Raw genomic sequence first — 24188 nt, 5'->3', positions numbered from 1 at the left:
TTACACTTCCTTTTGCTCGATCGCGAAATTTTCGAGCTCATTAATAGCCTGCTCGTATTGAGATTGTGATAAACGATTATGATGCCATTCTCTTTCATTTTCCATGAAAGAGACACCTTTACCTTTTATAGTATTTGCGATAATAACATATGGTTTTTCAGGGTTGCGATCAGAATTAGACAAAGCATCATAAATATCCGGAATGTGATGACCATCTATTTCAATAGCTTCCCACCCGAAGCTCTTCCACATCTCAATTAAGTTTGACATGTCCATTACTGTAGAATTAGGTCCGTCATACTGAAGATTGTTCCGATCAATAATAGCAATTAGGTTTCCTAATTTATAATGAGCAGCAGACATAACCGCCTCCCAAATTGAACCCTCATTGCACTCACCATCACCTAATAATACATAGACATTGAAATTACGATTGCTTTGTTTTGCGGTTAGTGCAATGCCAATTCCAAATGATAGGCCTAAGCCTAAGCTTCCGCTAGAAAACTCCATACCTAAGGATTTATTACGTACAGGATGGCCGCCTAGAGGACTTTCGTTGTCTTCGAATGTTTTTAGTAACTCGTGTGGTATGATTCCAGACTCTGCAAGGGCTGTATAATAGGCTAGCACCCCGTGACCTTTACTGAGAATAAATCGGTCTCTCATTTCCCAGTAAGGATTGCTGGAATCGAATTGCATAATTCCTCCATACAATGTGGCCAGTATTTCTATAATGGATAGTCCACCACCAAGATGAGCCCCCTTTGCCCCAGCATATAATGCCATTTCAAGAGCCTGCTTACGCATTTTGTAATTCATACTCTTTATTTTTAAAATTGTTTCTTCTCGTGAATTCACAGAGACCCCCCCCATCATAAAATTTAACGCCCCCCATCAACACGTAATACTTGACCTGTCATAAATGAAGACATACTTGATGCAAGGAATAGTGCTGCCGATGCAATCTCATTTGGATGACCTAAGCGCTTCATGTTGGTTTGTGTTAAGTTTACGTTTAAGATTTCATTGCTCATTTGATCAATCATATCCGTTTCAGTTATTCCCGGGGCTATAGCATTAACACGAATATTGTAGGTGGCCAGTTCGTTAGCTAGCTTCTTTGTTGCACCTATCATTGCAGCTTTACTAGAAACATATTCAAGCTGTCCAGGATCTCCGTCTATTCCGGCAATGGATGAAATATTTATTATACTGCCAGACTTTTGTTTAACCATTAGTCTAGTTACATATTGCGTTAGTATGATTTGCGAAAAAAAGTTTATTTGAAATACTTCTTTCATTTTTTGAATAGGGGTCATTAAAAACAAAGCATTAGGTGAGGTTACTCCAGCATTGTTTACAAGTATGTCGATATTTTGTTTTGATGAGAATATGGTGCTCATAGCCTCTTTTATTTCCGATTCTTCTGCTAGATCAAAGTATAAAGGACGAATATTTACGTTATACTTGCTTGTTAATTGTTCAATTAGCACTTCAAATTCTTCGGTAGGCTTTCTGCTGCAAGCCCAAATATTACACTGGTTTTGTGCAAAGGTCTGTAATAAGCTTTTACCAATACCTTTTGAACATCCTGTTATAATTGCTGTCTTTCCTTGAAGTAACATATATTTTCACCTTATCCCTTATGATTTAAAGCTGTTAGTATATGTCGCAAATACGAGAAAGAGTCCGAATCAGATCATAGCCATCCCAGATCAGTGACATATCTAATGCTTTGCCAACAGGAACTATTCTATCTATACCATTGAGATTATTTGTAAGTACAAAACCTTCAAGGATTTTTTTGTTAACTCCGAAATAAGTTAAGGTTTGATACTTATTATTAACAATGGATGATACGGTGTTAATATCCTGTGTAGTATACTCATAAAATAAACCATACTTACCTCGCCAGTTATCTACACTATCTGGCAGTTCGTCCAATTTCAAGCGATAAATATAATTTTCGTAACTCGAGAAATAATGAGTTTGTTCTAAATTAATTGCTGAGTGGCACATCATGGTATACTTATCAACGGCATGTATAGCCTGTAAATCATACTTAGTTACAACAAGCCCGTTTAATGCACTCCAAAATCGTTCTTGAGCGTTACTAACGTTGTCATCATCTCCAAGCCATATAATAAGGTGAGGCGAGGAGCAGGCATTCTGATCCATTAAATATGTGTCATTGTAAAAACCATTTACTAAACTTTTTAATTCTTTTGTGCCTAAATCGATTATACGTTGACTATCTAGTATACAGAATGAATATCTATCAGCAAATGCAATTTCACGGCTTCTAACGGGCAATGGAATTTTTTTAATATGTCTAATGGTTTGATCACCACCCCAAATAATACGGGCGTTGCAATCCATAGAAAGCTTTTCCGCTATAGCATCATCTTGTGGGAATCGAATGATAATAATTCTCTCGGTAATATCTTGATAGATTTTATTCCTAAAAAGATGATTTATGGCATCACATATGATGTCAACCTGTTCAAAGTTCTTAGAAGGAACTCTAACAATATTAGAATTTCCAGCTAACAGAGAAAAAACTAATGAAAAAGCAAAATTAATAGGGACATTTGAAGGAGCAATATGAAACACATAACCTAGCCCAAGTCTTACATTTGGATCTGCAAATTGTTGCTGCAGCTTAGCGATGTTTGATTTTCTACACCAGAATGCAAAAGTTACGACGTCGGGGTATTTGCTACTGCGTGTATCTGCTAGTATTGTTGTTGATAATTCAGCTAAGAAAAGACATATAATATTTTCGAAGGGGATTAATGGGTTTTTATTAACCGCTAAATCCCTGTTGCCTACAATAATATCAATTTTTTCGTTAAGTGAGAGCATAAGTATCACTGCACCCCCGTATCTCCGCCTTCTCAATACGCCCAATTACTTTGAAGTAGGTACCTTTCCGTCCACAGCTACAATTATCTTTGCCAATAATTTCACCAATATCTTCTGTTAAAATAGAATGTCCTGGATAACTCAAAGGTAATATGGATACTAGCTGAATAATGCCTTGTTTACCTGGTTCTAAGACACTAAAATCCTTGAAGTCCCTAATTAGAATATCTGAGTAAATACTAGTATGTAAATGTCCGGCCTCACATTCCATATAGATTGAACCAGTTTGCTCAACCATGCCATAATAATTAGATATATTTTTGATTCCGCTAACTTCTAATATTTTTTGTTTGAAAACATCATTATTTACTTCTTCACTTGCTAGCTTTTTCCAACCGCCACCGTGAATCAATGTACCATTGTTTATTGGTAATCGAATTCCTTTCCCTTTTAACGGCTTATAGAAATGCTGCCAAATCATATACGTGAAACCAAATAGAAGTATAGGAGAGTTTTGATGTTTATCAAAAAATTGTTGCAACTGACCGAAATTTAAATTCATTTGTTCATCAAGTGCATAAGTGACATCATATCCGAATATGGAAAAACCTAGTATTCCAGCGCCCCTTGCAGAAAATAATTTACGATTTTTTAGAATTGAAGGTGAATCAATAATTAGCATGGGCAATCTTTTCTGACCAATGAATGAGGCTACTATTTTAGACAACACTTTCGTTTGTAACATTGAGGTTGTCTTATCTAAAAAGATTTTGGATACCTTTTGACCGCTTGTTCCCGAAGATGTCATTGTTTTTACAATATCCGATTTATGTACGCTTATTAACTCGAAGTCTTTAAATAGACGAACAGGAATAAATGGAATTTGTCCAACAGAAGAGAAACAAGGTTCACTTATACCCAAAGTTGATAGTATTCTATTATATTGGGAGCATCCCTGCATATGATGTTGCGTAAGATCAGAGAGAATTTTCAAAAGGTAATTGTCTTTATCTTGCTGCTCCAGAGAGAATGGAGGGATATCGAGCGATTCTGTAATGTTTAGCATGATAGATCTCCTCCTGTTATATTGAATTAAAATAACAACATTATTTAATGGGGCAAAGAAGCATACAGAATTTTTCCAGATTCATTACGCGGAATTTCAGTTATAGGAACAATTTTAAATCCGGATTTATTTACGCCTATCAATTCTGTAATTAATGTGGATATTTCATTTGTGTTAGCAGGCTCAACAACATATACAAGCATTTTCTCATCGTCCCCAGAGCATGCGTTATTGTAGCCTTTACTTAATAATAACTGCTCAACCTCATCAAGATTAATACGCAATCCAAATAATTTTAAAAATCTTTGCTTTCTGCCCACAATATAGTAAAAGCCATCCTGGTCGAATTTTGCAATGTCTCCTGTTCTTAGAATGCCTCCATTTTCATCATCTTTGCAAAGATCTAAGTAATTAGAAGCATAGCCCATGGTAACATTCTTACCTTTAAAAATTAATTCACCGATCGTATCTGGCTCAGTAACCCTAACATTATTATCATCTTCTATCCAAAATTCGCCGCCAGGTATAGCTATACCTATACTGCCTAGTTTGGATACGACTAACTCACTTGGTAAATAAGACATTCTAGCTGTAGCCTCAGTTTGACCATACATGACGACAAATTTTATTGCTTTATCTTCGCAAAGTTTGGAAAAATATCTAGTTAGTTCTAAGCTAAGTTTTCCACCCGCTTGAGTTAGAACCTTTAAGCTGGGAATGTTCATACTTTCAAAACGAATTTTTTTAAGGATCTCGTAGCTGTATGGCACGCCACTGAGAGTTGTTACTTCATGGATCTTTATTAATTGCCAAAAGGCTTTATCAATCAATGATTTATTGGTTAGAATAATGGTGCTTCCTTTTAGAAGGTGACTGTTTATAATAGATAAACCATAGGTATAATGCATGGGTAAATTAGTAATTGGTTTATCTGTGTTTTTAATATTTAAATATTGGGCAATTGACTCAGAGTTACTTTGAAGATTTTGATAGGATTGTCTAATTAGCTTTGGACTCCCTGTAGTTCCTGAAGATGTAAGTAACAATGCTAAATCGCCATGTAATTTATAGGACTCGGAATACTTAGTTCTTAATAGAACATAGCTCTCGAATTCATGTACTACTTCTGAAGAAAAATAATTTGTTAGTGTATCGTTTTTTTTAATCCATATATATCTTGGTTTATATGCATCCAATAAATTATCCACCAGTTGCAAATGCAATCGAGGGCTTAGTAGCAGGGGCACAGCCTTAGAACGCAAAAAACCTAAATAGCCAGTTACTGATTCCAAATCATTTTCACAAAAGCAGAAAACTAAACAACGTTCCGTAAGGACAGCTCGAAGTGAGTCAGCAGCATCAAGTAATTGTCTGTATGAAACACTCTGTGAGTTCTCTGTAATAATCGCGATTGAATCTTCGTAACAATCAATATCATCAAAAAAATTCACGTTAATCACCCGCTAAGTTGTTTAAATTCTAAAATTGAATGTTATATTTCCCTAAAATTTCTTTGCCTTTTGAAAAAGAGCTTAGATCTATAATGTCATCCATATCCAGCATAACATCAAACGTGGTTTCTAATGCAGCTACTAATTGCATATGGCCAATCGAGTCCCATTCATCTATAGTGTTATATTCCAAGTTTAATAATATGTGGTTATCTTCCACATTAAACGTTGTAATAAATACGTCTTTATATAATTGTTCATTAGTCATTTCTAATGCTCCTCTTTGTATAATTTTTATGTTTGATTAGCATATCAATTTTTGATCTTACAATTAATACATCGGTATTAACGATTGTATTTATTATACTATGCAGATAGGGCTAATAGGACGATATCGATATAAATAGTTTGTGTTATCTATATATAGATTCTATGGAAATACCGATAATAATAATAGTGTGGTTGATAGTTATTTAACTACATTGGAACGGAGGGAAGAAATGATTAGATTTACTCGGTTAAATAAGAGCCATCTGGAAAAGATTTTAACATGGCGAACCCAACCGGATGTTACAAGGTATATGTTTACTGATATTGAGTATAACTTGGAAAATCAACACAAGTGGTTTGAAAGAGTGAAAGAGTCAGAGACTGATAAGTATTGGGTTATATCTTATGGTGATGTTGATTTCGGAGTCGTGTCTTTAAATGGAATTGATCATCTAAATAAAAAAACAAGCGCTGGTTTTTATATTGGTGATCATGATTATAGGAAGTATGGTTTCTTCGTTTTATTATATTTATATAATTATGTATTCCATGAACTGAAATTAAATAAAATATATGCTGAGGTAATGGGTGGAAATGAAAGTGTAATAAAATTCCATACAATGTATGGATTTCGGGAGGTAGGTATTTACAGACAGCATATTTATAAGTATGGAAGTTATCATGATGTGTTCCTTTTTGAGTTATTGAAAGAAAAGTGGCTTCAGATTGGGAACAAATATGAAAAATATACAGCGAAATTTGAGTAAATAATAATTATAAGGTTTGAAATCAAAGGTTGGAGAGTGTTATCGGTTGAATACAGTAGCAATTGTACAGGCTAGAATGACGTCGTCGAGACTTCCAGGGAAAGTGCTGAAAGAGGTAATGGGAAAGCCGCTAATAGAGTATTTAATTGAAAGGTTGAGGAGGGTTAAGCATTTAAGTAATATTGTGATTGCAACTACTGTAAATGACTCGGATCAGTCTATAGTCGAGCTGTGTGATAAATTGGGTGTTGATTGTTTCAGAGGTTCCGAGGAAGATGTGTTGTCCCGATATTATAAAGCAGCATTACATTACAGAGCTGAACATATTGTTCGTATTACTTCGGACTGCCCTGTTATTGACCCTGAAGTGGTCGATCAAGTTATTAGTTATTATTTTGGGCAGAAAAGTGATTATACATCGAATGGCCTTGTGCGGAGTTTTCCTCGCGGATTGGACACCGAGGTCTTTTCCTTTAAAGTTCTAGAAGAGGCACACCAAGAAGCAAAAGAAAGTTTTGAACGCGAGCATGTTACCCCTTTTTTGTATAATAACAGAGATAGATTTAGTACTCATAATTATTCATATAAATATGACTGTAGTTATCATAGATGGACGGTTGATACACAGGAAGATTTTATTCTTATACAAAAAATAATTGAGGCTTTGTATAATAAGAAGTCTAATTTTACATTGGAAGATTGCTTAGAGTTATTGGAGCAGAATCCGGAATGGATAAACCTAAATGCTCATGTTGAACAAAAAAGATATTAGAGTAATGATTAAACATTAGCGGGGATGATAAAATGAAATGAAAATAGCGATTCGTGTAGATTCAGCTACTATGATGGGATCAGGGCATGTAATGCGATGTCTTACTTTAGCAGAACGATTACGGAAGGCAGGGGCAGAGGTTGTATTTGTTTGTCGAAATTTATTAGGTAACATTGCAGAGGTAATTGAGGAGAGGGGATTTGAAGTCCATATTATCCTTCCCAGCAGTTATCCTGAAACAGATACAGTTGATGAGTTTCTAAATATATTAAAACTTCACTCCGAACCTGATCTAGAAAATACACGGGAGGTTCTTGGCCATTATGGTAAATTTGATTGGATTATAGTGGATCATTATGCACTTGACAAGCGATGGGAAAGTGGCGTTCGCAGCTTTACCAAAAAGATATTTGTTATAGACGATTTGGCTAATAGAATACATGATTGTGATTTGTTATTAGATCAAAATTTCTATGATAATCCCAGTGACCGTTATAAAGGATTGATTCCCCAACAATGCAATGTATTACTGGGACCCGAATATTTATTGTTAAGGGAAGAGTTCCAAACCGTAATTAAAAAGGCTTATATTCGAAATGGTCAGGTTAAACGAATTTTAGTGTTTTTTGGAGGAAGTGATCCAACACGAGAAACAGAGAAGACAATTGTAGCAATTAAAAAGCTAAATCGGCCGGATATCTTTTTTGATATTGTAGTAGGAAATTCAAATTTACATAAGGATAAAATACATAAGTTATGTACTGAATTACCTAATACCCAATATTATTGTCAAATTACTAATATGGCTGAGCTGATGAATAAAGCTGATTTGGCTATAGGTGCAGGAGGCTCAACGACCTGGGAGCGTTGTTTCTTAGGTTTACCGGCCTTAATAATTATACTTGCTGAAAACCAGCGACAAGGAATAGAGCAACTAGCCACTACGGGAGCAGTTATTAATCTTGGATATCACAATGAAATTACTAGTGATTTACTTCTTGAGAAAATAAAAAACACTATAGAAAGACCGGACATGTTAAGAAGTATGAGCTCTAAAGGTAAAGAATTAGTTGGGGTTAATAAATGGGATCATAAGGAAGATATAATTGTAAAGCATTTATTAGATTAAATTTATGCGTTAAATCTGGATAGTTCTTAAGGGGATAAATATATGGACATACAATGGAGTAAACAATTAACTTTTCTGAAGTTACTTAGAAGTGAGATACAAGATTCAATTATTAATAATCATCTGGAACAGGCCGAGAACAAAATAAAGGAATATTCTACATATCTTAATGATTCGGATTTTTATAATTTTAAAGCGACGTATCATTTTAAAAAAGGTGAGCTTAAGGAGGCGCTTGCCACTTTGCTAGAGGGGGTAAAAAAGCATCCTTTTAATTATGTGATTAATTTTAACTTAGGGCTTATTTGCGAAGAGAATAAGGATTTCATGTCAGGCATGAAGTATTATGTTTACGCAGCTAAATATTCCCGTAATAAAGAAGAATCTAGTGCAAGTATTGAAAGTTTTAATAGAATAGTACAAATATTAGCAAACTCAACTATAAGTGGTGAGAGTATTAAACTAAAAATTGAAGAGTGTAAAAAGTTACTGCAGGCAGCAGATGCTAGGGTTTATCCCTTAGATGAAAACCAAGATAGCTTGGTTAGAGTAGTTAGGCGGAAAGATACTAAAAATGAGTTCATGATTAATATGTACAAGACAAATAGTATTGTAGATGTAAATACAAGCACACGTTTGTTATTTAAAACAGAACTTTTTAATGGAAAAGAAAACAAGAGTGTGATGGAGTACGAGTTAAAGGTTCCTTCATTAGTACCGATTTCATTGATAGACACTCTTACGAAAGTGGATTTTTATTTAAATGATCACAAGTATCAGTTTTCTGAAGAACATTTTGCAATAAATAAGTTTTATTACCTTAGATTTAATGATCCAGGAGTATTGAAGATTGTCGCAAACAAACCCATGTTTGTTGGTAATCCGATTTCGATGATTGACAAGCCTAAAAATCCAAGACTTGTCATGAAAATATTTATCGATGGTTTATCCCAAAAGTTTTTAGAGCAAAAAGGAATTGAAGATTTAATGCCTAATACGTATTCATTCTTCAAAGAAGGCTTCGTATCCAATAATTGTTACGCAACAAGTGAATGGACACTACCAAGTAAGGCAAGTATAAATACTGGTAGATATCCGACGAATCATAAGCTGCTTCATCCTGAGTTTGATTTTGATTTTAATAGTGATATTACTATGATGTCGGAGTATCTTAAAGAAAATGGATATTTCACCTCTTATATTTGTAATAATTGGAGAACAACCCCGACTTTTGGTTACTATAAGGGGTTTGATCGAATTGTATATAAAAATTTTATTGGTGGTATGGATTGCAGAGAAGTAATTATGGAAGCGATAGAGCATATAGAATCATTTCATGAAAAAAATCAGTATTTAGCAATATCTTTTATGGACCTTCATGATGTACCAGATGAGATAGAGAACAACTTATATAGTCAGGCTAGGACAGATATTATTAATAGGTTGAATTCGAATAATAAAGGTAAAACCTCTGTACTGACAAAATATGATGAAAACAAATTAATTAAATACCGGGAAGAAATTAAAAGATTGGATTTCTTTTTAGGATTACTCTTTGATTTTATTAATAAAAGATATACTAATGAAGAAGTATTAATAGTGATGCATTCAGATCATGGTCAGACCTTTTTAGAGCCATCTAATAGTATATTACACGATAGTCGCAGAAAAATACCTGTTATGATGAAGGGCCAGGGTGTCCCAAATTTAGTTTCGGATGAGATTATGGAGTCAGTAGATATTCTTCCAATTATTTTAAATTGTTGTGGGATTGAGTTGCCCAATAATATAGATGGTAAATTACCGAAGTGTTTGGGAGGAGAAAACGAAAGGAATTTCGCTATTACCCATGTCATTCACCCCAATCAACCTTACAGAGCAGCTATTAGTGATAAGGATCATGACTTCCAATTAGAAACGATAGAAAATGTAGCGAATGACCTATCGATTAAAATAGAAAGATATACCGTGAAATTATTAAATAAACACACTTTTGAAAATGAGTCTGAAGTTAATCGCGAAAAAGTTGAATTTTATGAGAAAGTTGTTTTTGAACATATTAAAGACTTCATTTCTTGGGAAAGTAATGATGAAGTAAAGTAATCATTTAACTGAATGATAAGTAAAGGACGGTAAGGGATGACAGAAGCATTGTTGAGTGAAAGAAACAACATCGAGTACTGGAACAGGTTTTATAAAGAAGTGAAGATAAGTAACGAATCAACGTTCTGCACATTCGTAAAGGAGTTTCTTGACGATAAAGCAGTTGTGTTGGATATTGGTTGCGGATCTGGCCGCGATACATTTTCATTTGCCAACGATGGATATGAAGTTGTAGGGATTGATAGGTCTGTAGAAGCTATAAAGATTAATGAAACTGTAAGAAATGAACTGGAATGTAATGGGGCAAAAATCAATTTTTACGCAGTTGATATTAGTGATGCAAAAAGATTAGGTGAAATAGTTAAATCCATAATAGCTAATACAAAGGAAGATAACAGAAAGTTAGTTGTTTATGCTAGATTTTTATTGCATTCTATAAATGAAAGCACCGAAAATATATTATTATCAACCTTATCTCAAAATATGAGAAAAGGTGATTATCTTGCAATAGAGTTTAGAACAATTGAAGATCAGCAGCTCAATAAAATATATGATAATCATTACAGAAGATTTATTGTGGCTGAAGATTTACTAGGGGAACTGGAAGATCAATATGGTTTTAACAAAGTATATTTTACAAAAGGTACAGGATTATCGCTTTACAACAATGAGGATCCATACCTGTCTAGAATTATTGCAGAGAAAAAATAATAATCTTATCAAATCTTTTCAATGGGAATTGCCTTCAAGGACTGAAAATAATTGAAAGCCATGGGAAGCCAAACCCCTGGCTATGGGAAATGGTGGAGTATTATTATGCTGAAAATTGCAAACAGAGAAATTGGACGACACGCGAAACCGTTTATAATTGCTGAGATGTCTGGCAATCATAATCAATCACTTGACAGAGCTCTGCATCTTGTAGAGCTGGCAGCTGAAGCGGGTGTAGACGCAGTCAAGCTTCAGACTTACACTCCAGACACAATCACATTAGATGTCCACACAGGAGAATTTTTTATTTCCAACGAAAAGGATTTATGGAAAGGACAATCGCTTTATCATTTATATGAACAAGCGTATACGCCATGGGAGTGGCATAAGCCTATATTTGATAAGTGTCAGCAATTAGGTTTGATTGCGTTTAGCTCGCCATTTGATGAGACAGCGGTTGATTTTCTGGAGACATTAAATGTCCCTGCTTATAAGATTGCATCGTTTGAGAATGTTGACATTCCATTAATTAAAAAGGTAGCCAGAACAGGAAAGCCAATTATTATTTCTACAGGAATGGCTTCTGCTGCTGAATTGGATGAGGCAGTTCGTGCTGCTAAAGAGGAGGGCAATGATCAGCTTATTCTCCTTAAATGTACTAGTACGTACCCAGCAACACCGCAAAACTCTAATCTTGCAACAATTCCGCATATGAGAGATTTATTTGCAGTAGAAATCGGTCTGTCTGATCATACGATGGGGATTGGGGTAGCAGTTGCCGCTGTTACTCTTGGTGCTACAGTAGTAGAAAAGCATTTTACAACGTCTCGTGCTGAAGGCGGCGTAGATGCTGCATTTTCTATGGAGCCGCATGAGTTGAAGCTATTGGTTGAGGAAACAGAGCGCGCTTGGCAAAGTATTGGACATATTCAATACGGACCAACCGAGGCGGAGAAGCCTTCACTTGTTGGCAGACGCTCACTGTATATTGGAGAAGATATGAAGGCTGGGGACGTATTTACGGAGAAAAGCTTAAGAAATGTACGTCCTGGACTTGGTCTAGAGACGAAATATTATGATCTTATAATAGGCAAAAAAATAAAAGTTGATGCTGTTAAAGGAACCGCATTGAACTGGGATTTATTGTTATAGTAGAAACTAGTTAAAAAATTTGCATTATTGTTCACCTGACTTTAATTATATGTTGGAGTTAGGTAAGTTGGTTTGTTTGTAATTACTACTCGCTACGGAATTTGTTCAATATCTCGTAGATCAGTACAAACTGATTTAATTAGATTGGAGGTTGAAAATCATATGGCAGAATTACAAAAAAGAGCAACGTTATTACCATATGGCCAACAATGGATTGACGATGATGATATTGCTGCAATAGTCGATGTGCTGAAGGGCAACTATATTACACAAGGACCGTCAATTGAGCAATTTGAAGTAGCGATAGCTGAGTATGTGGGTGCAAGTTATGCCGTTGCATTTAGTAATGGAACCGCAGCCTTGCATGGAGCATGTTTCGCTGCTGGCATTGGTGTCGGCGATGAAGTAATCACAACGCCTATTACATTTGCTGCAAGCAGCAACTGTGTATTGTATTGTGGCGGAACTCCAGTATTTGCGGATATTCAAAGAGATACATATAATATAGACCCTGCTTCTGTTAATAAGCAGATTACATCGAAGACAAAGGCTATTATCCCTGTTGATCTTACTGGCCAACCTGCTGATCTCGATTCTATTATGGATATCGCCAGAAGGCACAATTTGGTCGTTATTGAGGACGCTGCTCATTCCCTAGGCGCTTCATATAGAAATCAAAAGGTAGGAGCTATAGCAGATATGACGATGTTCAGCTTTCATCCTGTGAAGCATATTACAACGGGTGAAGGCGGGGTCATCGTGACGAATAATAGTGAATACTACCAAAAGCTTTTATTATTCCGAAGCCATGGGATAACGAGGGATCCTCACCAGATATCGAATAATGAAGGCCCTTGGTATTATGAGATGCAGGAACTCGGCTATAATTATAGGATGACAGATATTCAAGCTGTACTTGGGCTTTCACAGCTTAGCAAGCTGGATTCTTTTGTAGCAAGACGAAGAGAAATTGCACAACAGTATACAGAAGTGTTTCAGCAGTATACTGGTTTGGTTATTCCTTATCAGTCGCTGGAATCAAATTCTAGCTGGCATTTATACGTTCTTAGGTTTGAGCCTGAGTATTTTACCGTTGACCGTCGTACTATTTTTGAGCAGCTGAGACAAATGAATATCGGAGTTAATGTTCATTATATTCCGGTATATCAGCAGCCTTATTATAGACAGAATGGCTATCACAATGAATTACATGAGCAAGCCGAGCATTACTATAATACATGTATTAGTATTCCTCTGTTTCCAAAAATGACTGACCAGGATGTTAAGGATGTCATAGAAGCTATTCAAGAGGTATATAACATGTATAAAAAAATGTAGTATAAGAAAAATGTATAGTTCCTAATGAAGCACTTGATGCAGAGCAATCTGCGGCAGGTGTTTTTTGTTGGTAAAGGTTATTTATCATAATTTATTAAAATTGAAGAATGCTATGAAGTGTGTTAGCGTTATTTGTTCATCCTAAATTTATCGTCAACAATCAATATATATAACAATTGTATTCGCTTTCAAGAAATTGTTTGACAATTCCAATTAGGCTTGGTATAGTCGAATTGTGGGCCACATCAAACTGCCTCACAGTATTTGAAGATGAAGGGAATGTTTGCACATGCAAGGTAAAGTAAAATGGTTTAACGCAGAGAAAGGTTATGGATTCATCGAGTCTGAGCAAGGCGGAGACGTATTTGTTCACTTCTCAGCAATCCAAACTGACGGCTTCAAAACTCTTGAAGAGGGTCAAGAAGTTGAATTCGATATTGTTGAAGGCGCACGCGGTCCACAAGCTGCAAACGTAGTAAAATTGTAATCATCCGGTTCTAATGGCCGAAACATAGATGTTACAATAATTATTGCTGGTAAACACAGAGCCTCGGGAAACCGGGGCTTTTTTTTGTTTCGGAATAAACGGCTTAACTGCGCTTGGGATAGTCATGTTCACTGAAACAAAGGAACAGAAGTAAGAAGAGAACTCAGTGCAACAGTGCATACCGGTTGTGTATAAAGGGGAAAGTTTTTGGTTACCCGAAGGTACTAGTTCTGTCAGAAGCAGGGAAAGAATAGCGTTTACTAGCCTAATTGAACAAGCAGCCTTTCTCTGTTTAAGCGGGGAAAGGCTGCTTGTTTTTAAGAAAGGGAATTGCTAAACGCCGCTAGACGCAGCTTGCTTCAGCAAGCCTGACGCTCTTACATCGCTCATGAAACGCTCGAACTCTGGAATATTAAGCTGTTGAGCTGCATCGGACAAAGCTACCGCAGGATTAGGATGCACTTCGACCATTATGCCGTCAGCACCTGCCGCAAGAGCCGCTTTGGCGCAAGGGGCCAGGATGTCTTTGCGGCCGGTGGAATGGGTAACATCAACCAGCACTGGGAGATGGCTCTCCTGCTTCAAGATCGGCACAGCTGAAATATCGAGCGTGTTGCGCGTTGCTTTTTCATAGGTGCGGATGCCGCGTTCAATCAGCATGACCTCGTTGTTGCCGCGTGAGACGATATATTCGGCAGCATGGATGAATTCATCGATCGTTGCAGCCAGCCCGCGTTTAAGCAGAATTGGTTTGCGCACGTCGCCTGCGGCTTTTAGCAGCTCGAAGTTCTGCATGTTGCGAGCGCCAATTTGAATAACATCAATATATTCGCAGGCCAGCTCTATGTGCGCAGGGTCAACGATTTCGCTAATCGTTTGGAGTCCGAATTCTTTAGAAACCTCTTTTAAAATTTTTAAGCCTTCAATGCCAAGGCCCTGGAAATCATACGGCGAGGTACGCGGCTTGAAAGCTCCTCCGCGCATAACGGTTACACCAGCTTTCTTCAGCGCAGCTGCAACCTCGCGTACCTGCTCATAGCTTTCTACAGAGCACGGGCCGGCAATCATGACCGGGGATTGGCCTCCAATTATTGTATCTCCGAGGGTGACCGCTGTGTCCTCTTGCTTTGCCATGCGGCTTACGAGCAGAGGCTTCTTTTGCTTAACCTCCTGCAGGTTAAGCGAATCTTTGAATATTTGCTTGAACAGCTGGCGGACGGCTTCATCCGTAAGCGGTCCTTTATTGCAGGCAACCAGCTCATCGAGCATCCGCTGCTCACGCGCAGGATCGAACTTCAGCAGGTTATGTTTTTCCTTTTCCATTCCAATTTGCAAAGCGATCGCAGCTCTTTCCGATAACAGGTCAAGCAGCTTTATGTTGATTTCGTCGATTTTTCCACGTAATTGTGCCAAAGAGGGCTGGTTCATCATACATGCTCCTTTTCATCATTTATTTTAAATATATTTGATTGAATTAAAGATCTAGTTGTCTATACCATGTTAATTTGCAGGGTCGGTTCACACGGTCTGGCCAGACGCAAAAAGACCCCCCGCCGCAAGGGACGAGGAGTCGTGGTACCACCCTTATTAGATCAGCTATGAACAGTACTCCATTATTGGGGAGCTGTTATAGTCGAATCTCACTTGAACCTTTAACGCAGGGAACGGGATTCCTTAAAGGCGCATAGGCCAGCTCGGGAAACCAGCTCAGGAGTGAACTTCAGCAAAGTGCTCGCTCGGCTGCTCTCAGTCGGTGGCAAGCCGTTCCTGTCAGTTTGCAATTTTGCCTACTCTCTCCGTCATTGCTTTTTACAATTTACGTGCTGTAAGTTGCTTGCTTCTTCATTCTATTCACGAAACGTGCACATTGTTCAAGATATGATCAGCGAGCTGTAAAAAATAAAATAATAATTAGGATTGAAAGTATCATAAAGGAAGTGAAGTGTGTCCGTCAAGCCTTTCATTTAACGCGAACTTGCTGTACATGGCTAAAGTAAGGGAAAGCCTTATATATAGTAATTATAAAAATATTGGAAAAAACGAAGACAATCGGAGGGGGAAACAAGCGGCTCAGGCTCATCTTATTATTCTTCGGTAAACGGCTTTCCAAAGGAAGGCGGAGCCGTTTATCCTTGAGACAATTTTTTAGCCTCATACATGGCAAATGTACAGGCACGATATTTGTCATGCTCATATGATGACATTAGTTCAGCAGAAAGGAGTTGATTCATATTTATTACAACAAGTGTTCCTGTTGCCCGCCTGTAAGCCCTATTTCTACAGAACCGACTACGTATGTTAAAAATATTTATCATCCGCAAATTGTACCTGTCATTCACCCTATTGAAATCGTCAATAAGCATATTTGCGTGCCAATCCCGAAACATATGTGCACCTATACAGTTAAACACGAATTTGCTGAATATAACGGCTACCCTAACCGCTCTAATTCTTCTCGCGGCAGACGGGGAAGATAAAAATATAATAGATCCTTTATTGCTTCTGCCGGCAGAGTCCGGCTTTTTTTTTATTTTTCTTTATATAAGAAAGTACAAGTGTTCACCTCATATTTGTTCCTATATATCATTGGTAAACGCAGCTTTCCGAAGGACGTCGAAACCATCTGCTTTTGTCCGTCACAGCTTCTTCATAAATTTTCAGAAAATTTAAAATAAATAAAAAACTATTTTGTACAAGCTAAGAACATATGATATAATAAGAACATGTAAAGGAGGAGTGCCCCATGATGTACAACGTTCGAGGTCAACACTTTCAGGTAACAGAAGCATTGAGAGACTACGTCGAAAAGAAACTCAGCCGACTGGAGAAATATTTTGAAGCATCAGTCGCCTCCGAAATTAACGTAACACTATCCGTAACGAAAGGGCAGCATACGGTAGAAGTGACCATTCCAATGGTTGGCACTGGCACTATGCTAAGAGCTGAAGAGAAAAGCGAGGATATGTATGCTTCAATAGATGTCGTTGTTGACAAGCTGGAACGGCAAATTAGAAAGCATAAAACCAAAATCAACCGCAAATTCCGCCAAGGCACTGGCATAAAGACCCTGTTTAGGGAGGAAGGTTCTGCAGTAAGCGTGCTGGAAGAAGATGAGCTGGAGCTTGTTCGCACGAAGCGTTTTACACTTAAGCCAATGGATGTAGAGGAAGCTATTCTGCAGATGAATATGATTGGACATAACTTTTTCGTCTTTGCCAATGCAGACAACAAGGAAGTCAACGTAGTCTACAGGCGCAATGACGGGAAGTACGGACTTATTGAGCAAGGTTAATAGGTGAGACATAATACAATAAACCAGCCCTGCCCCCTTGCGGAGCAGGGCTTTCCTGTGATTATAGCAGCAGATATATGCAAATGATGGAATAAAGGGCAGTAATATGAGAATTGATACATTGCGGCACCGTCTACAAACTGTTACAATTTAAAGCAAATAAGAAGAAACGCATCGGCGTCATTGACTAGGGCGCACGGCTTTCTCGTATAAATATAAGGATAATCATGTATATAATTGTTATACATTCTTATATTTTAAGAAGAAACGCTGATAATTATAAACAAAGAGGCCTAACTGTGAAAGGGGAAAACCATGCTCGGACTTGTAAAGAAGATTTTCGGTGATGCAAACGAACGCGAGGTAAAACGACTGCTTCGTACAGTGGAAGAAATAAACGCGATGGAATCTAAATTCACAGCCCTATCGGACGATGCTTTGCGAGCGAAGACGGACGAATTCAAAGCACGTATCGAGAAAGGTGAAGAGTTGGATAAGCTTTTGCCAGAAGCTTTTGCTACTGTGCGTGAAGCGTCCAAACGTACGCTTGGCATGAGGCATTTTGATGTACAGCTGCTGGGCGGCATGGTGCTGCATGAAGGCAAGATTGCGGAGATGAAGACAGGGGAAGGTAAAACATTGGTTGCAACCTTGCCTGTTTACTTGAACGCGCTTTTGGGCAAAGGCGTTCACGTTGTAACGGTTAACAATTATTTGGCTCAGCGCGACAGTGAAATAATGGGCCAGCTTTACAATTTCCTTGGCATGACTGTTGGCTGCAATCTGCATGGCTTGTCTCATGATGAGAAGCAGGCAGCATACGCATGCGATATTACTTATGGTACAAATAATGAATTTGGATTCGATTACTTGCGCGATAATATGGTGCTTTACAAAGAACAGATGGTTCAAAGACCGCTGTACTTCTCTATTATTGACGAGGTTGACTCCATTCTAATAGATGAAGCGCGTACGCCGCTTATTATTTCCGGACAAGCCGCAAAGTCTACAGAGCTGTATCATTCAGCTGACCGTTTTGTCAGCCGTTTGAAGCAAGATGAGGACTATACGGTTGATGTGAAGCTTCGCAATGTTATTTTGACAGAAGCGGGTGTAGAGAAAGCAGAACGTGCCTTCCACATTGAAAACCTGTTTGATCATGCTAACGTGACCGTTAATCACCATATTCAGCAAGCATTAAAAGCTCATGTTATTATGAAGCGCGATGTTGATTATGTTGTGCAGGAAGATGAGGTCGTTATTGTCGATGAATTTACAGGACGTCTTATGTCCGGCCGCCGCTATAGCGATGGTCTTCATCAGGCAATTGAGGCAAAAGAGCAGCTTAAGGTGCAAAATGAAAGCATGACGCTGGCAACGATTACGTTCCAGAACTATTTCCGTATGTACCGCAAGCTGGCTGGCATGACGGGTACAGCTAAGACGGAGGAAGAAGAATTCCGCCGTATTTACGGTCTTGATGTTATTCAGGTTCCGACGAATCGTACGATGATCCGCAAAGATATGCCGGACGTTGTCTACAAGAGTGAAAACGGCAAGTTCAAGGCTGTTGTTGAGGAAATTGTGACACGTCACGGCAATAATCAGCCTGTGCTGGTTGGTACAATATCCATTGAAAATTCTGAAAAGCTGTCCGATATGCTCCGTCGTCGCGGAGTAGCGCACAAGGTGCTCAATGCAAAGTTCCATGCAGAGGAAGCAGAAATTATTTCTCGCGCAGGTCAGGCTGGCTCGGTAACGATAGCTACCAATATGGCTGGCCGCGGTACGGATATTCTTCTTGGAGATTCTGTTCCTGATCTGGGCGGTCTGCATATTATCGGTACTGAGCGTCATGAGAGCAGACGGATCGATAATCAGCTGCGCGGTCGTGCTGGCCGTCAGGGCGACCCAGGTTCCTCGCAGTTTTACTTGTCGCTTGAGGATGAGCTGATGCGCCGTTTCGGCTCTGAGAATATTATGACAATGATGGATCGTCTGGGCCTCGAAGAGGATCAGCCGATTGAAAGCCGTATGATCTCCCGCGCGGTTGAGTCCGCTCAGAAGCGCGTAGAGGGCAGCAACTTCGATACGCGTAAAGTTGTTTTGCAATATGACGATGTTATGAATCAGCAGCGTGAAGTTATTTACAAGCAGCGCCGTGCGATTTTGGAGTCAGACAATATTCGTGCTGAAGTTATGGATATGCTTGTGCCGACTATCGAGAAGATCGTAGAAGCGCATTGTGTCGAGGATATCCCGGAAGAATGGGATTTGCAGTCCATTGTAGATTATGTGCATGCTACTTTCCTTGAGGAAGGTTCGATTACACGAGATGATCTATGGGGCAAAGAGAAGGAAGAAATTGTTGAGCTGATTAAGGAAAAGGTAGTGGCATACTACGATCAGCGCGAGCAAGAGCTTGGCGAAGAGATGATGCGTGAATTCGAAAAGGTTGTTGTGCTTCGCGCAGTAGACAGCAAATGGATGGATCATATCGATGCGATGGATCAGCTGCGTCAAGGTATTCACTTGCGCGCTTACGGCGGAACAGATCCTCTTCGCGAATATCAGTTTGAAGGCTTTGAGATGTTCAAAGAAATGATCGAAAGCATTCAAGAGGAAGTTTCCAAATATATTATGAAGGCTCGCGTCGAGAGCAACCTGGAGCGCCAAGAGGTTGTGAAGGGACAGACGACTTCGACAAGCGGCGGCGGAGAAACGCAGGAAAAGCGTCCGGTCAAGCGTGAGGAGCGCATAGGACGCAATGATCCATGCCCATGCGGCAGCGGCAAAAAGTATAAATTCTGCCACGGACAATAAGCAATTTATTTTGAGGAGAAGCGGAAGCTATGATCGATATTACGGTAAAGCAAGAATTGCGCGAAATGGCAAAGCGTCTCCAAGAGCTCAGGGGGTCTCTTTGACCTTGATCTGAAGCAGGAGATGATCGCTAATTTTGAGGAAAAAATGAGTGCGCCTGATTTTTGGGATGACAATGATCGCGCACAAGGCATTATTAGCGAGCTGAACGCGATTAAATCTGTTGTAGAGCAGTACGATCGCCTGAATAACGAGCTTGAGGATTTGCAGATGATGCTGGAGCTGGCGGAAGAAGAAGGCGATGAATCGCTGGAGGGAGAGCTTGCCAGCGGCGTGCATGCGCTCCATGAGCAGGTAAGCGCCTTTGAGCTGCAGCTATTGCTCAACCAGCCGTATGACCGGATGAATGCTTTTTTGGAGCTTCATCCGGGCGCGGGCGGTACAGAATCACAGGACTGGGGCCTGATGCTGTACCGGATGTATACGCGCTGGGCAGAGAAGCGCGGCTTCAAGGTGGAGCTGCTTGATTATTTGCCAGGTGATGAGGCAGGCATCAAAAGTGTGACGATGCTGATTAAGGGCTATAACGCATACGGCTATTTGAAAGCAGAAAAGGGCGTTCATCGTTTGGTGCGCATTTCGCCGTTTGATTCCAATGGCCGTCGTCATACTTCCTTCGTTTCCTGTGATGTTATGCCCGAAATCGATGATTCCATCGAAATTGAGATTCGCACGGAAGACTTGAAGGTAGATACGTACCGCGCCAGCGGAGCAGGCGGACAGCACGTTAATAAAACGGAGTCGGCAATCAGAATTACGCATATTCCAACCGGTATTATCGTCGCCTGTCAGCAGGAGCGATCACAGATTGCCAACCGTGATCGCGCGATGAAGATGCTTCGCTCCAAGCTTTACGAGCGCAAGATTGAGGAGCAGGCGAAGCAGCTTGCGGAAATTCGCGGCGAGCAGTCCGATATTGCATGGGGCAGCCAAATTCGCTCCTACGTGTTCCATCCTTACAGCATGGTGAAGGATCACCGCACTTCAGTCGAGACAGGCAATGTTGGCGCTGTGATGGACGGAGATTTGGATATGTTTATTGATGGATATTTGCGCAGCCAGATCAAGCACGATTAATAATAGCCTCGGCTAGGATAAATTGCAGCCTTCGAAAAGTAAAACCATTATGTGGTTTGCTTTTCGGGGGCTGTTTTTTATTGCCGAAGTTGATTACCAAATGGGCAATTATATACGGAAAACCATACAAAACGGCTGAGGTCGCGGTCAAATAGAGCGATTATATACGAAAATTCACACAAAGCCGTCTAAGTCGCGGTCAATATTTGACAGTATTAAAGTATGAAAGGTGTTATTTACGGCGCGAAATGAATACAATATCTCCATAAACAAACATTGTATTAATATGTGACCGGATGTATAATAATACAATATACAGGAGAGTTGATTATCTACACGAATCGATATTTCCATCAAGTGCGGAATGTTGTACAATTATAATTTAGTGATAATAGTTCAAACAGGCTGTTTAATTATAGATGAAGAAGCGGCTGATTCGGCTAAAGCTGAAGCAGCTGTCAATCCGGATGGGAGAGAGGGACATGAGCAAGAAATTAGGAGTAGCTATTGTCGGTTCAACAGGTTATGGCGGAGTGGAGCTGATTCGTTTGCTAGCTTCACATCCGCAGGCAGAGATTACATCTTTAATCTCTTCGTCCAGTGCGGGCACGCCGTTTACGGACGGATTTCCTCATTTGATCAATATTCGTGAGGAGCTGCTTGATGATGTGGATCCTGCTTTGATTAAAACGAAAGCAGATGTTGTATTTTTGGCAACGCCTGCTGGAGTAGCTTCAAAAATTGCGCCGCAGTTTTTGGAGGCAGGGCTTAAAGTTATCGATCTTTCGGGCGATTTCCGCTTGAAGGATACGGCGGTGTACGAAGAGTGGTATAAAAAGCCTGCAGCACAGGAGCCATACTTAAGCCAGGCTGTTTTCGGATTATCTGAAATCTATGGTGAAAATGTAAAAGGGGCTTCCTTTATTTCCAATCCTGGCTGCTATCCGACAGCTACGCTGCTTGGTCTTGTTCCGGCAGTCAAAGCAGGCTGGATTGATCCTGCTTCTATTATTGTTGATGCCAAGTCCGGGGTATCCGGCGCGGGAAGAGGCGTTTCTCTTGGCACTCACTATTCGGAGCTTAATGAAAATTTCAAAGCTTACAAGCTGAATAAGCATCAGCATGTGCCTGAAATCGAGATGGTATTGTCCGATGCAGCGGGCAAGCCGGTTGTGACGACTTTTTCTACTCATTTAGTGCCGATGACTCGCGGTATTATGTCGACCATTTATGCAACGGTGCAAGGCGAGCACAGCACACAGGACTTTATAGATATGTACAAAGGCTTCTATGAAGGCCGCAGCTTTGTAAGAATCAGACCTGCGGGTCAATGGCCATCTACAAAGGAAGTTTGGGGCTCCAACTATTGTGATATCGGCTTTGATTATGATGCGCGCACAAATCGCGTAACGATCATTTCTGTTATAGATAATCTCGTAAAAGGTGCAGCAGGGCAAGCGATTCAAAACTTAAATCTAATGATGGGCTGGGATGAGTCGCTAGGTCTGCAATTCGTTCCTGCTTATCCATAAGAAAAGCATTATAGGATAGAAGGGACAAGATTCCAAAATGGGACAGCAGCAGGCATTATTTTCAATTGTTGAAGATGGTTCGGTAACGTCGCCAAAAGGCTTCCGCGCAGGCGGCTTACATTGCGGCTTGAAGAAATCTACGCGCCATGATTTAGGCGCTATTGTATGCGAGGTGCCGGCTGCAGCAGCAGGCGTATATACGCTCAATGTATTTCAAGCCGCGCCTATTCTTGTTACAAAGCAAAGCATAGGCAGCGGCGGCTTGCTGCGCGCTGTCATCGTAAACAGCGGCAATGCGAATGCTTGCACAGGCAAGCAAGGCGAAGAGGATGCTTTTGAGATGCGCAATCGTTTTGCCGAAGCAATCGGCGTGTCGTCTGAGCAGGTTGCCGTTGCGTCGACAGGCGTCATTGGCGAGCCGCTCAAGATGGATAAACTGCGAAGCGGTATTGATACGCTTAAAGATCAATTGCATGTCGGAATGGAAGCTTCCGAGCATTTTTGCCAAGCGATTCTGACTACGGATTTAGTTCAAAAAATGATTTGCGTGAAGCTGGAAATAGACGGTCAGGTCGTTCATATTTCAGGCGCAGCGAAAGGCTCCGGCATGATTGCGCCTAACATGGCCACTATGCTTGGCTTCGTTACTACAGATGCCAAGATAGGCAGCACAGCGCTTGAGCAGCTGCTGCGCCAAGCGACGGATTTGACCTTTAATATGATTACTGTGGATGGCGATACTAGCACAAATGATATGCTGGTAGCTATGGCTAGCGGTCTTGCGGACAATAATGAACTGACAGCTGCCCATCCGGCTTGGGATGCTTTTGCGGCGGCTTTGACCTATGTGTGCGAGTATTTGGCCAAAGCGATCGCTCGCGATGGAGAAGGAGCAACCAAGCTTGTTGAGGTTAATGTCCGCGGTGCTGCTAATGATCAAGCAGCTCAAGCAATCGCCAAAACAATTGTAGGCTCTTCTCTCGTAAAATCAGCCGTATTTGGCGCAGATGCGAATTGGGGCCGTATTATTGCCGCGATTGGTCGTTCCGGTCAGACGGTTAACCCGGCTACCGTAGATATTGCTTTGGGCTCTATTATGACGCTTGAGCAATCACGCCCTATTAAATTTGATGAGGATCTGGCTTTAGAATATTTGAAGGGCGATACAGTAGTCATCAATGTAGATTTGCATATGGCAGACGGCCAGGCGACAGCTTGGGGCTGCGATTTGACTTATGATTATGTTCGTATCAATGCGGCATATCGAACTTAATATTATTTAATAAAATGTAA

The 24188-nt window shown here is 39.8% G+C and carries 20 protein-coding genes; 13 read left to right on the top strand and 7 right to left on the bottom strand.

Annotation, left to right across the window (positions count from 1 at the left end; translation table 11 throughout):
* The 6 genes from ACRRU2_RS20195 to ACRRU2_RS20170 are packed head-to-tail and all read right to left on the bottom strand — an operon-like array spanning position 1 to position 5650.
* Positions 1-858 carry a transketolase gene (locus ACRRU2_RS20195; protein WP_432504475.1) on the bottom strand — a complete coding sequence of 286 codons (858 nt, stop codon included), beginning with the start codon at positions 856-858 and terminating at the stop codon, positions 1-3.
* A gap of 23 nt (positions 859-881) precedes the next feature.
* On the bottom strand, positions 882-1625 hold the full coding sequence (locus ACRRU2_RS20190; RefSeq protein WP_432504473.1) for an SDR family NAD(P)-dependent oxidoreductase: 744 nt from the start codon (positions 1623-1625) through the stop codon (positions 882-884).
* Positions 1626-1659: 34 nt separating this feature from the next.
* Positions 1660-2865 carry an acyl-CoA reductase gene (locus ACRRU2_RS20185; RefSeq protein ID WP_432504535.1) on the bottom strand — a complete coding sequence of 402 codons (1206 nt, stop codon included), beginning with the start codon at positions 2863-2865 and terminating at the stop codon, positions 1660-1662.
* Entirely contained in the window at positions 2852-3931 is a 1080-nt protein-coding gene (locus tag ACRRU2_RS20180) for an acyl-protein synthetase (RefSeq protein ID WP_432504471.1), read from the bottom strand. Before ACRRU2_RS20180 ends, ACRRU2_RS20185 begins: the two co-directional genes overlap by 14 nt.
* A 44-nt stretch (positions 3932-3975) precedes the next feature.
* Positions 3976-5382, bottom strand: a complete 1407-nt coding sequence (locus tag ACRRU2_RS20175) for an AMP-binding protein (protein WP_432504469.1) — start codon at positions 5380-5382, stop codon at positions 3976-3978.
* A gap of 28 nt (positions 5383-5410) precedes the next feature.
* The gene (locus ACRRU2_RS20170; protein ID WP_432504467.1) at positions 5411-5650 is read right to left on the bottom strand and encodes an acyl carrier protein; all 240 of its coding nucleotides are present in this window, start codon (positions 5648-5650) and stop codon (positions 5411-5413) included.
* Between the two features lie 232 nt (positions 5651-5882).
* Between ACRRU2_RS20170 and pseH the strand changes: the two genes are divergently transcribed.
* The 8 genes from pseH (at position 5883) to ACRRU2_RS20130 (ending at position 14111) form a co-directional block, all read left to right on the top strand.
* On the top strand, positions 5883-6419 hold the full coding sequence (pseH, locus tag ACRRU2_RS20165; protein WP_432504464.1) for a UDP-4-amino-4,6-dideoxy-N-acetyl-beta-L-altrosamine N-acetyltransferase: 537 nt from the start codon (positions 5883-5885) through the stop codon (positions 6417-6419).
* A gap of 46 nt (positions 6420-6465) precedes the next feature.
* A complete protein-coding gene (locus tag ACRRU2_RS20160) occupies positions 6466-7191 on the top strand; it encodes a cytidylyltransferase domain-containing protein (RefSeq protein WP_432504462.1) in 726 nt (241 codons plus the stop codon).
* Between the two features lie 37 nt (positions 7192-7228).
* Entirely contained in the window at positions 7229-8320 is a 1092-nt protein-coding gene (gene pseG / locus ACRRU2_RS20155; RefSeq protein ID WP_432504460.1) for a UDP-2,4-diacetamido-2,4,6-trideoxy-beta-L-altropyranose hydrolase, read from the top strand.
* 42 nt (positions 8321-8362) lie between these two features.
* Entirely contained in the window at positions 8363-10423 is a 2061-nt protein-coding gene (locus tag ACRRU2_RS20150) for a sulfatase-like hydrolase/transferase (RefSeq protein WP_432504458.1), read from the top strand.
* 36 nt (positions 10424-10459) lie between these two features.
* Positions 10460-11134 carry a class I SAM-dependent methyltransferase gene (locus tag ACRRU2_RS20145; RefSeq protein WP_432504456.1) on the top strand — a complete coding sequence of 225 codons (675 nt, stop codon included), beginning with the start codon at positions 10460-10462 and terminating at the stop codon, positions 11132-11134.
* Between the two features lie 105 nt (positions 11135-11239).
* Complete coding sequence (pseI, locus tag ACRRU2_RS20140; RefSeq protein WP_432504454.1) at positions 11240-12286, top strand: pseudaminic acid synthase; 1047 nt, start codon at positions 11240-11242, stop codon at positions 12284-12286.
* Between the two features lie 162 nt (positions 12287-12448).
* Positions 12449-13624, top strand: coding sequence for a UDP-4-amino-4,6-dideoxy-N-acetyl-beta-L-altrosamine transaminase (pseC, locus tag ACRRU2_RS20135; protein ID WP_432504452.1), 1176 nt, complete (start codon positions 12449-12451; stop codon positions 13622-13624).
* Between the two features lie 289 nt (positions 13625-13913).
* Entirely contained in the window at positions 13914-14111 is a 198-nt protein-coding gene (locus ACRRU2_RS20130) for a cold shock domain-containing protein (protein ID WP_331697615.1), read from the top strand.
* Between the two features lie 333 nt (positions 14112-14444).
* Here ACRRU2_RS20130 and ACRRU2_RS20125 read toward each other — a convergent pair whose 3' ends face one another.
* The gene (locus ACRRU2_RS20125; RefSeq protein ID WP_432504532.1) at positions 14445-15539 is read right to left on the bottom strand and encodes a bifunctional 3-deoxy-7-phosphoheptulonate synthase/chorismate mutase; all 1095 of its coding nucleotides are present in this window, start codon (positions 15537-15539) and stop codon (positions 14445-14447) included.
* Positions 15540-16854: 1315 nt separating this feature from the next.
* On the opposite strand from ACRRU2_RS20125, the gene hpf reads away from it, so the two are divergent.
* The 5 genes from hpf to argJ all read left to right on the top strand — a co-directional run bounded on the left by hpf (position 16855) and on the right by argJ (position 24168).
* A complete protein-coding gene (gene hpf / locus ACRRU2_RS20120; protein ID WP_331697613.1) occupies positions 16855-17403 on the top strand; it encodes a ribosome hibernation-promoting factor, HPF/YfiA family in 549 nt (182 codons plus the stop codon).
* Positions 17404-17718: 315 nt separating this feature from the next.
* Positions 17719-20226: a preprotein translocase subunit SecA gene (gene secA / locus ACRRU2_RS20115; RefSeq protein ID WP_331697612.1), complete on the top strand. Its 2508-nt coding sequence runs from the start codon at positions 17719-17721 to the stop codon at positions 20224-20226.
* A 29-nt stretch (positions 20227-20255) separates the two neighbouring features.
* Positions 20256-21363 (top strand): peptide chain release factor 2 gene (gene prfB / locus ACRRU2_RS20110; RefSeq protein WP_331697611.1). Its coding sequence is split into 2 segments (ribosomal slippage): positions 20256-20327 and positions 20329-21363, totalling 1107 coding nucleotides; the frame shifts between segments, so codons are not numbered across the junction.
* Positions 21364-21845: 482 nt separating this feature from the next.
* Complete coding sequence (gene argC, locus ACRRU2_RS20105; RefSeq protein ID WP_331697610.1) at positions 21846-22895, top strand: N-acetyl-gamma-glutamyl-phosphate reductase; 1050 nt, start codon at positions 21846-21848, stop codon at positions 22893-22895.
* 37 nt (positions 22896-22932) lie between these two features.
* Positions 22933-24168 (top strand): bifunctional ornithine acetyltransferase/N-acetylglutamate synthase, encoded by a 1236-nt coding sequence (gene argJ / locus ACRRU2_RS20100; RefSeq protein ID WP_331697609.1) that lies wholly within the window; start codon positions 22933-22935, stop codon positions 24166-24168.
* Positions 24169-24188 lie beyond the last annotated feature (20 nt).

It is taken from the genome of Paenibacillus sp. GXUN7292 (genome assembly GCF_050864975.1).
Lineage (GTDB): Bacteria > Bacillota > Bacilli > Paenibacillales > Paenibacillaceae > Pristimantibacillus.
This window is presented reverse-complemented; position numbering and strand designations above follow the sequence as displayed.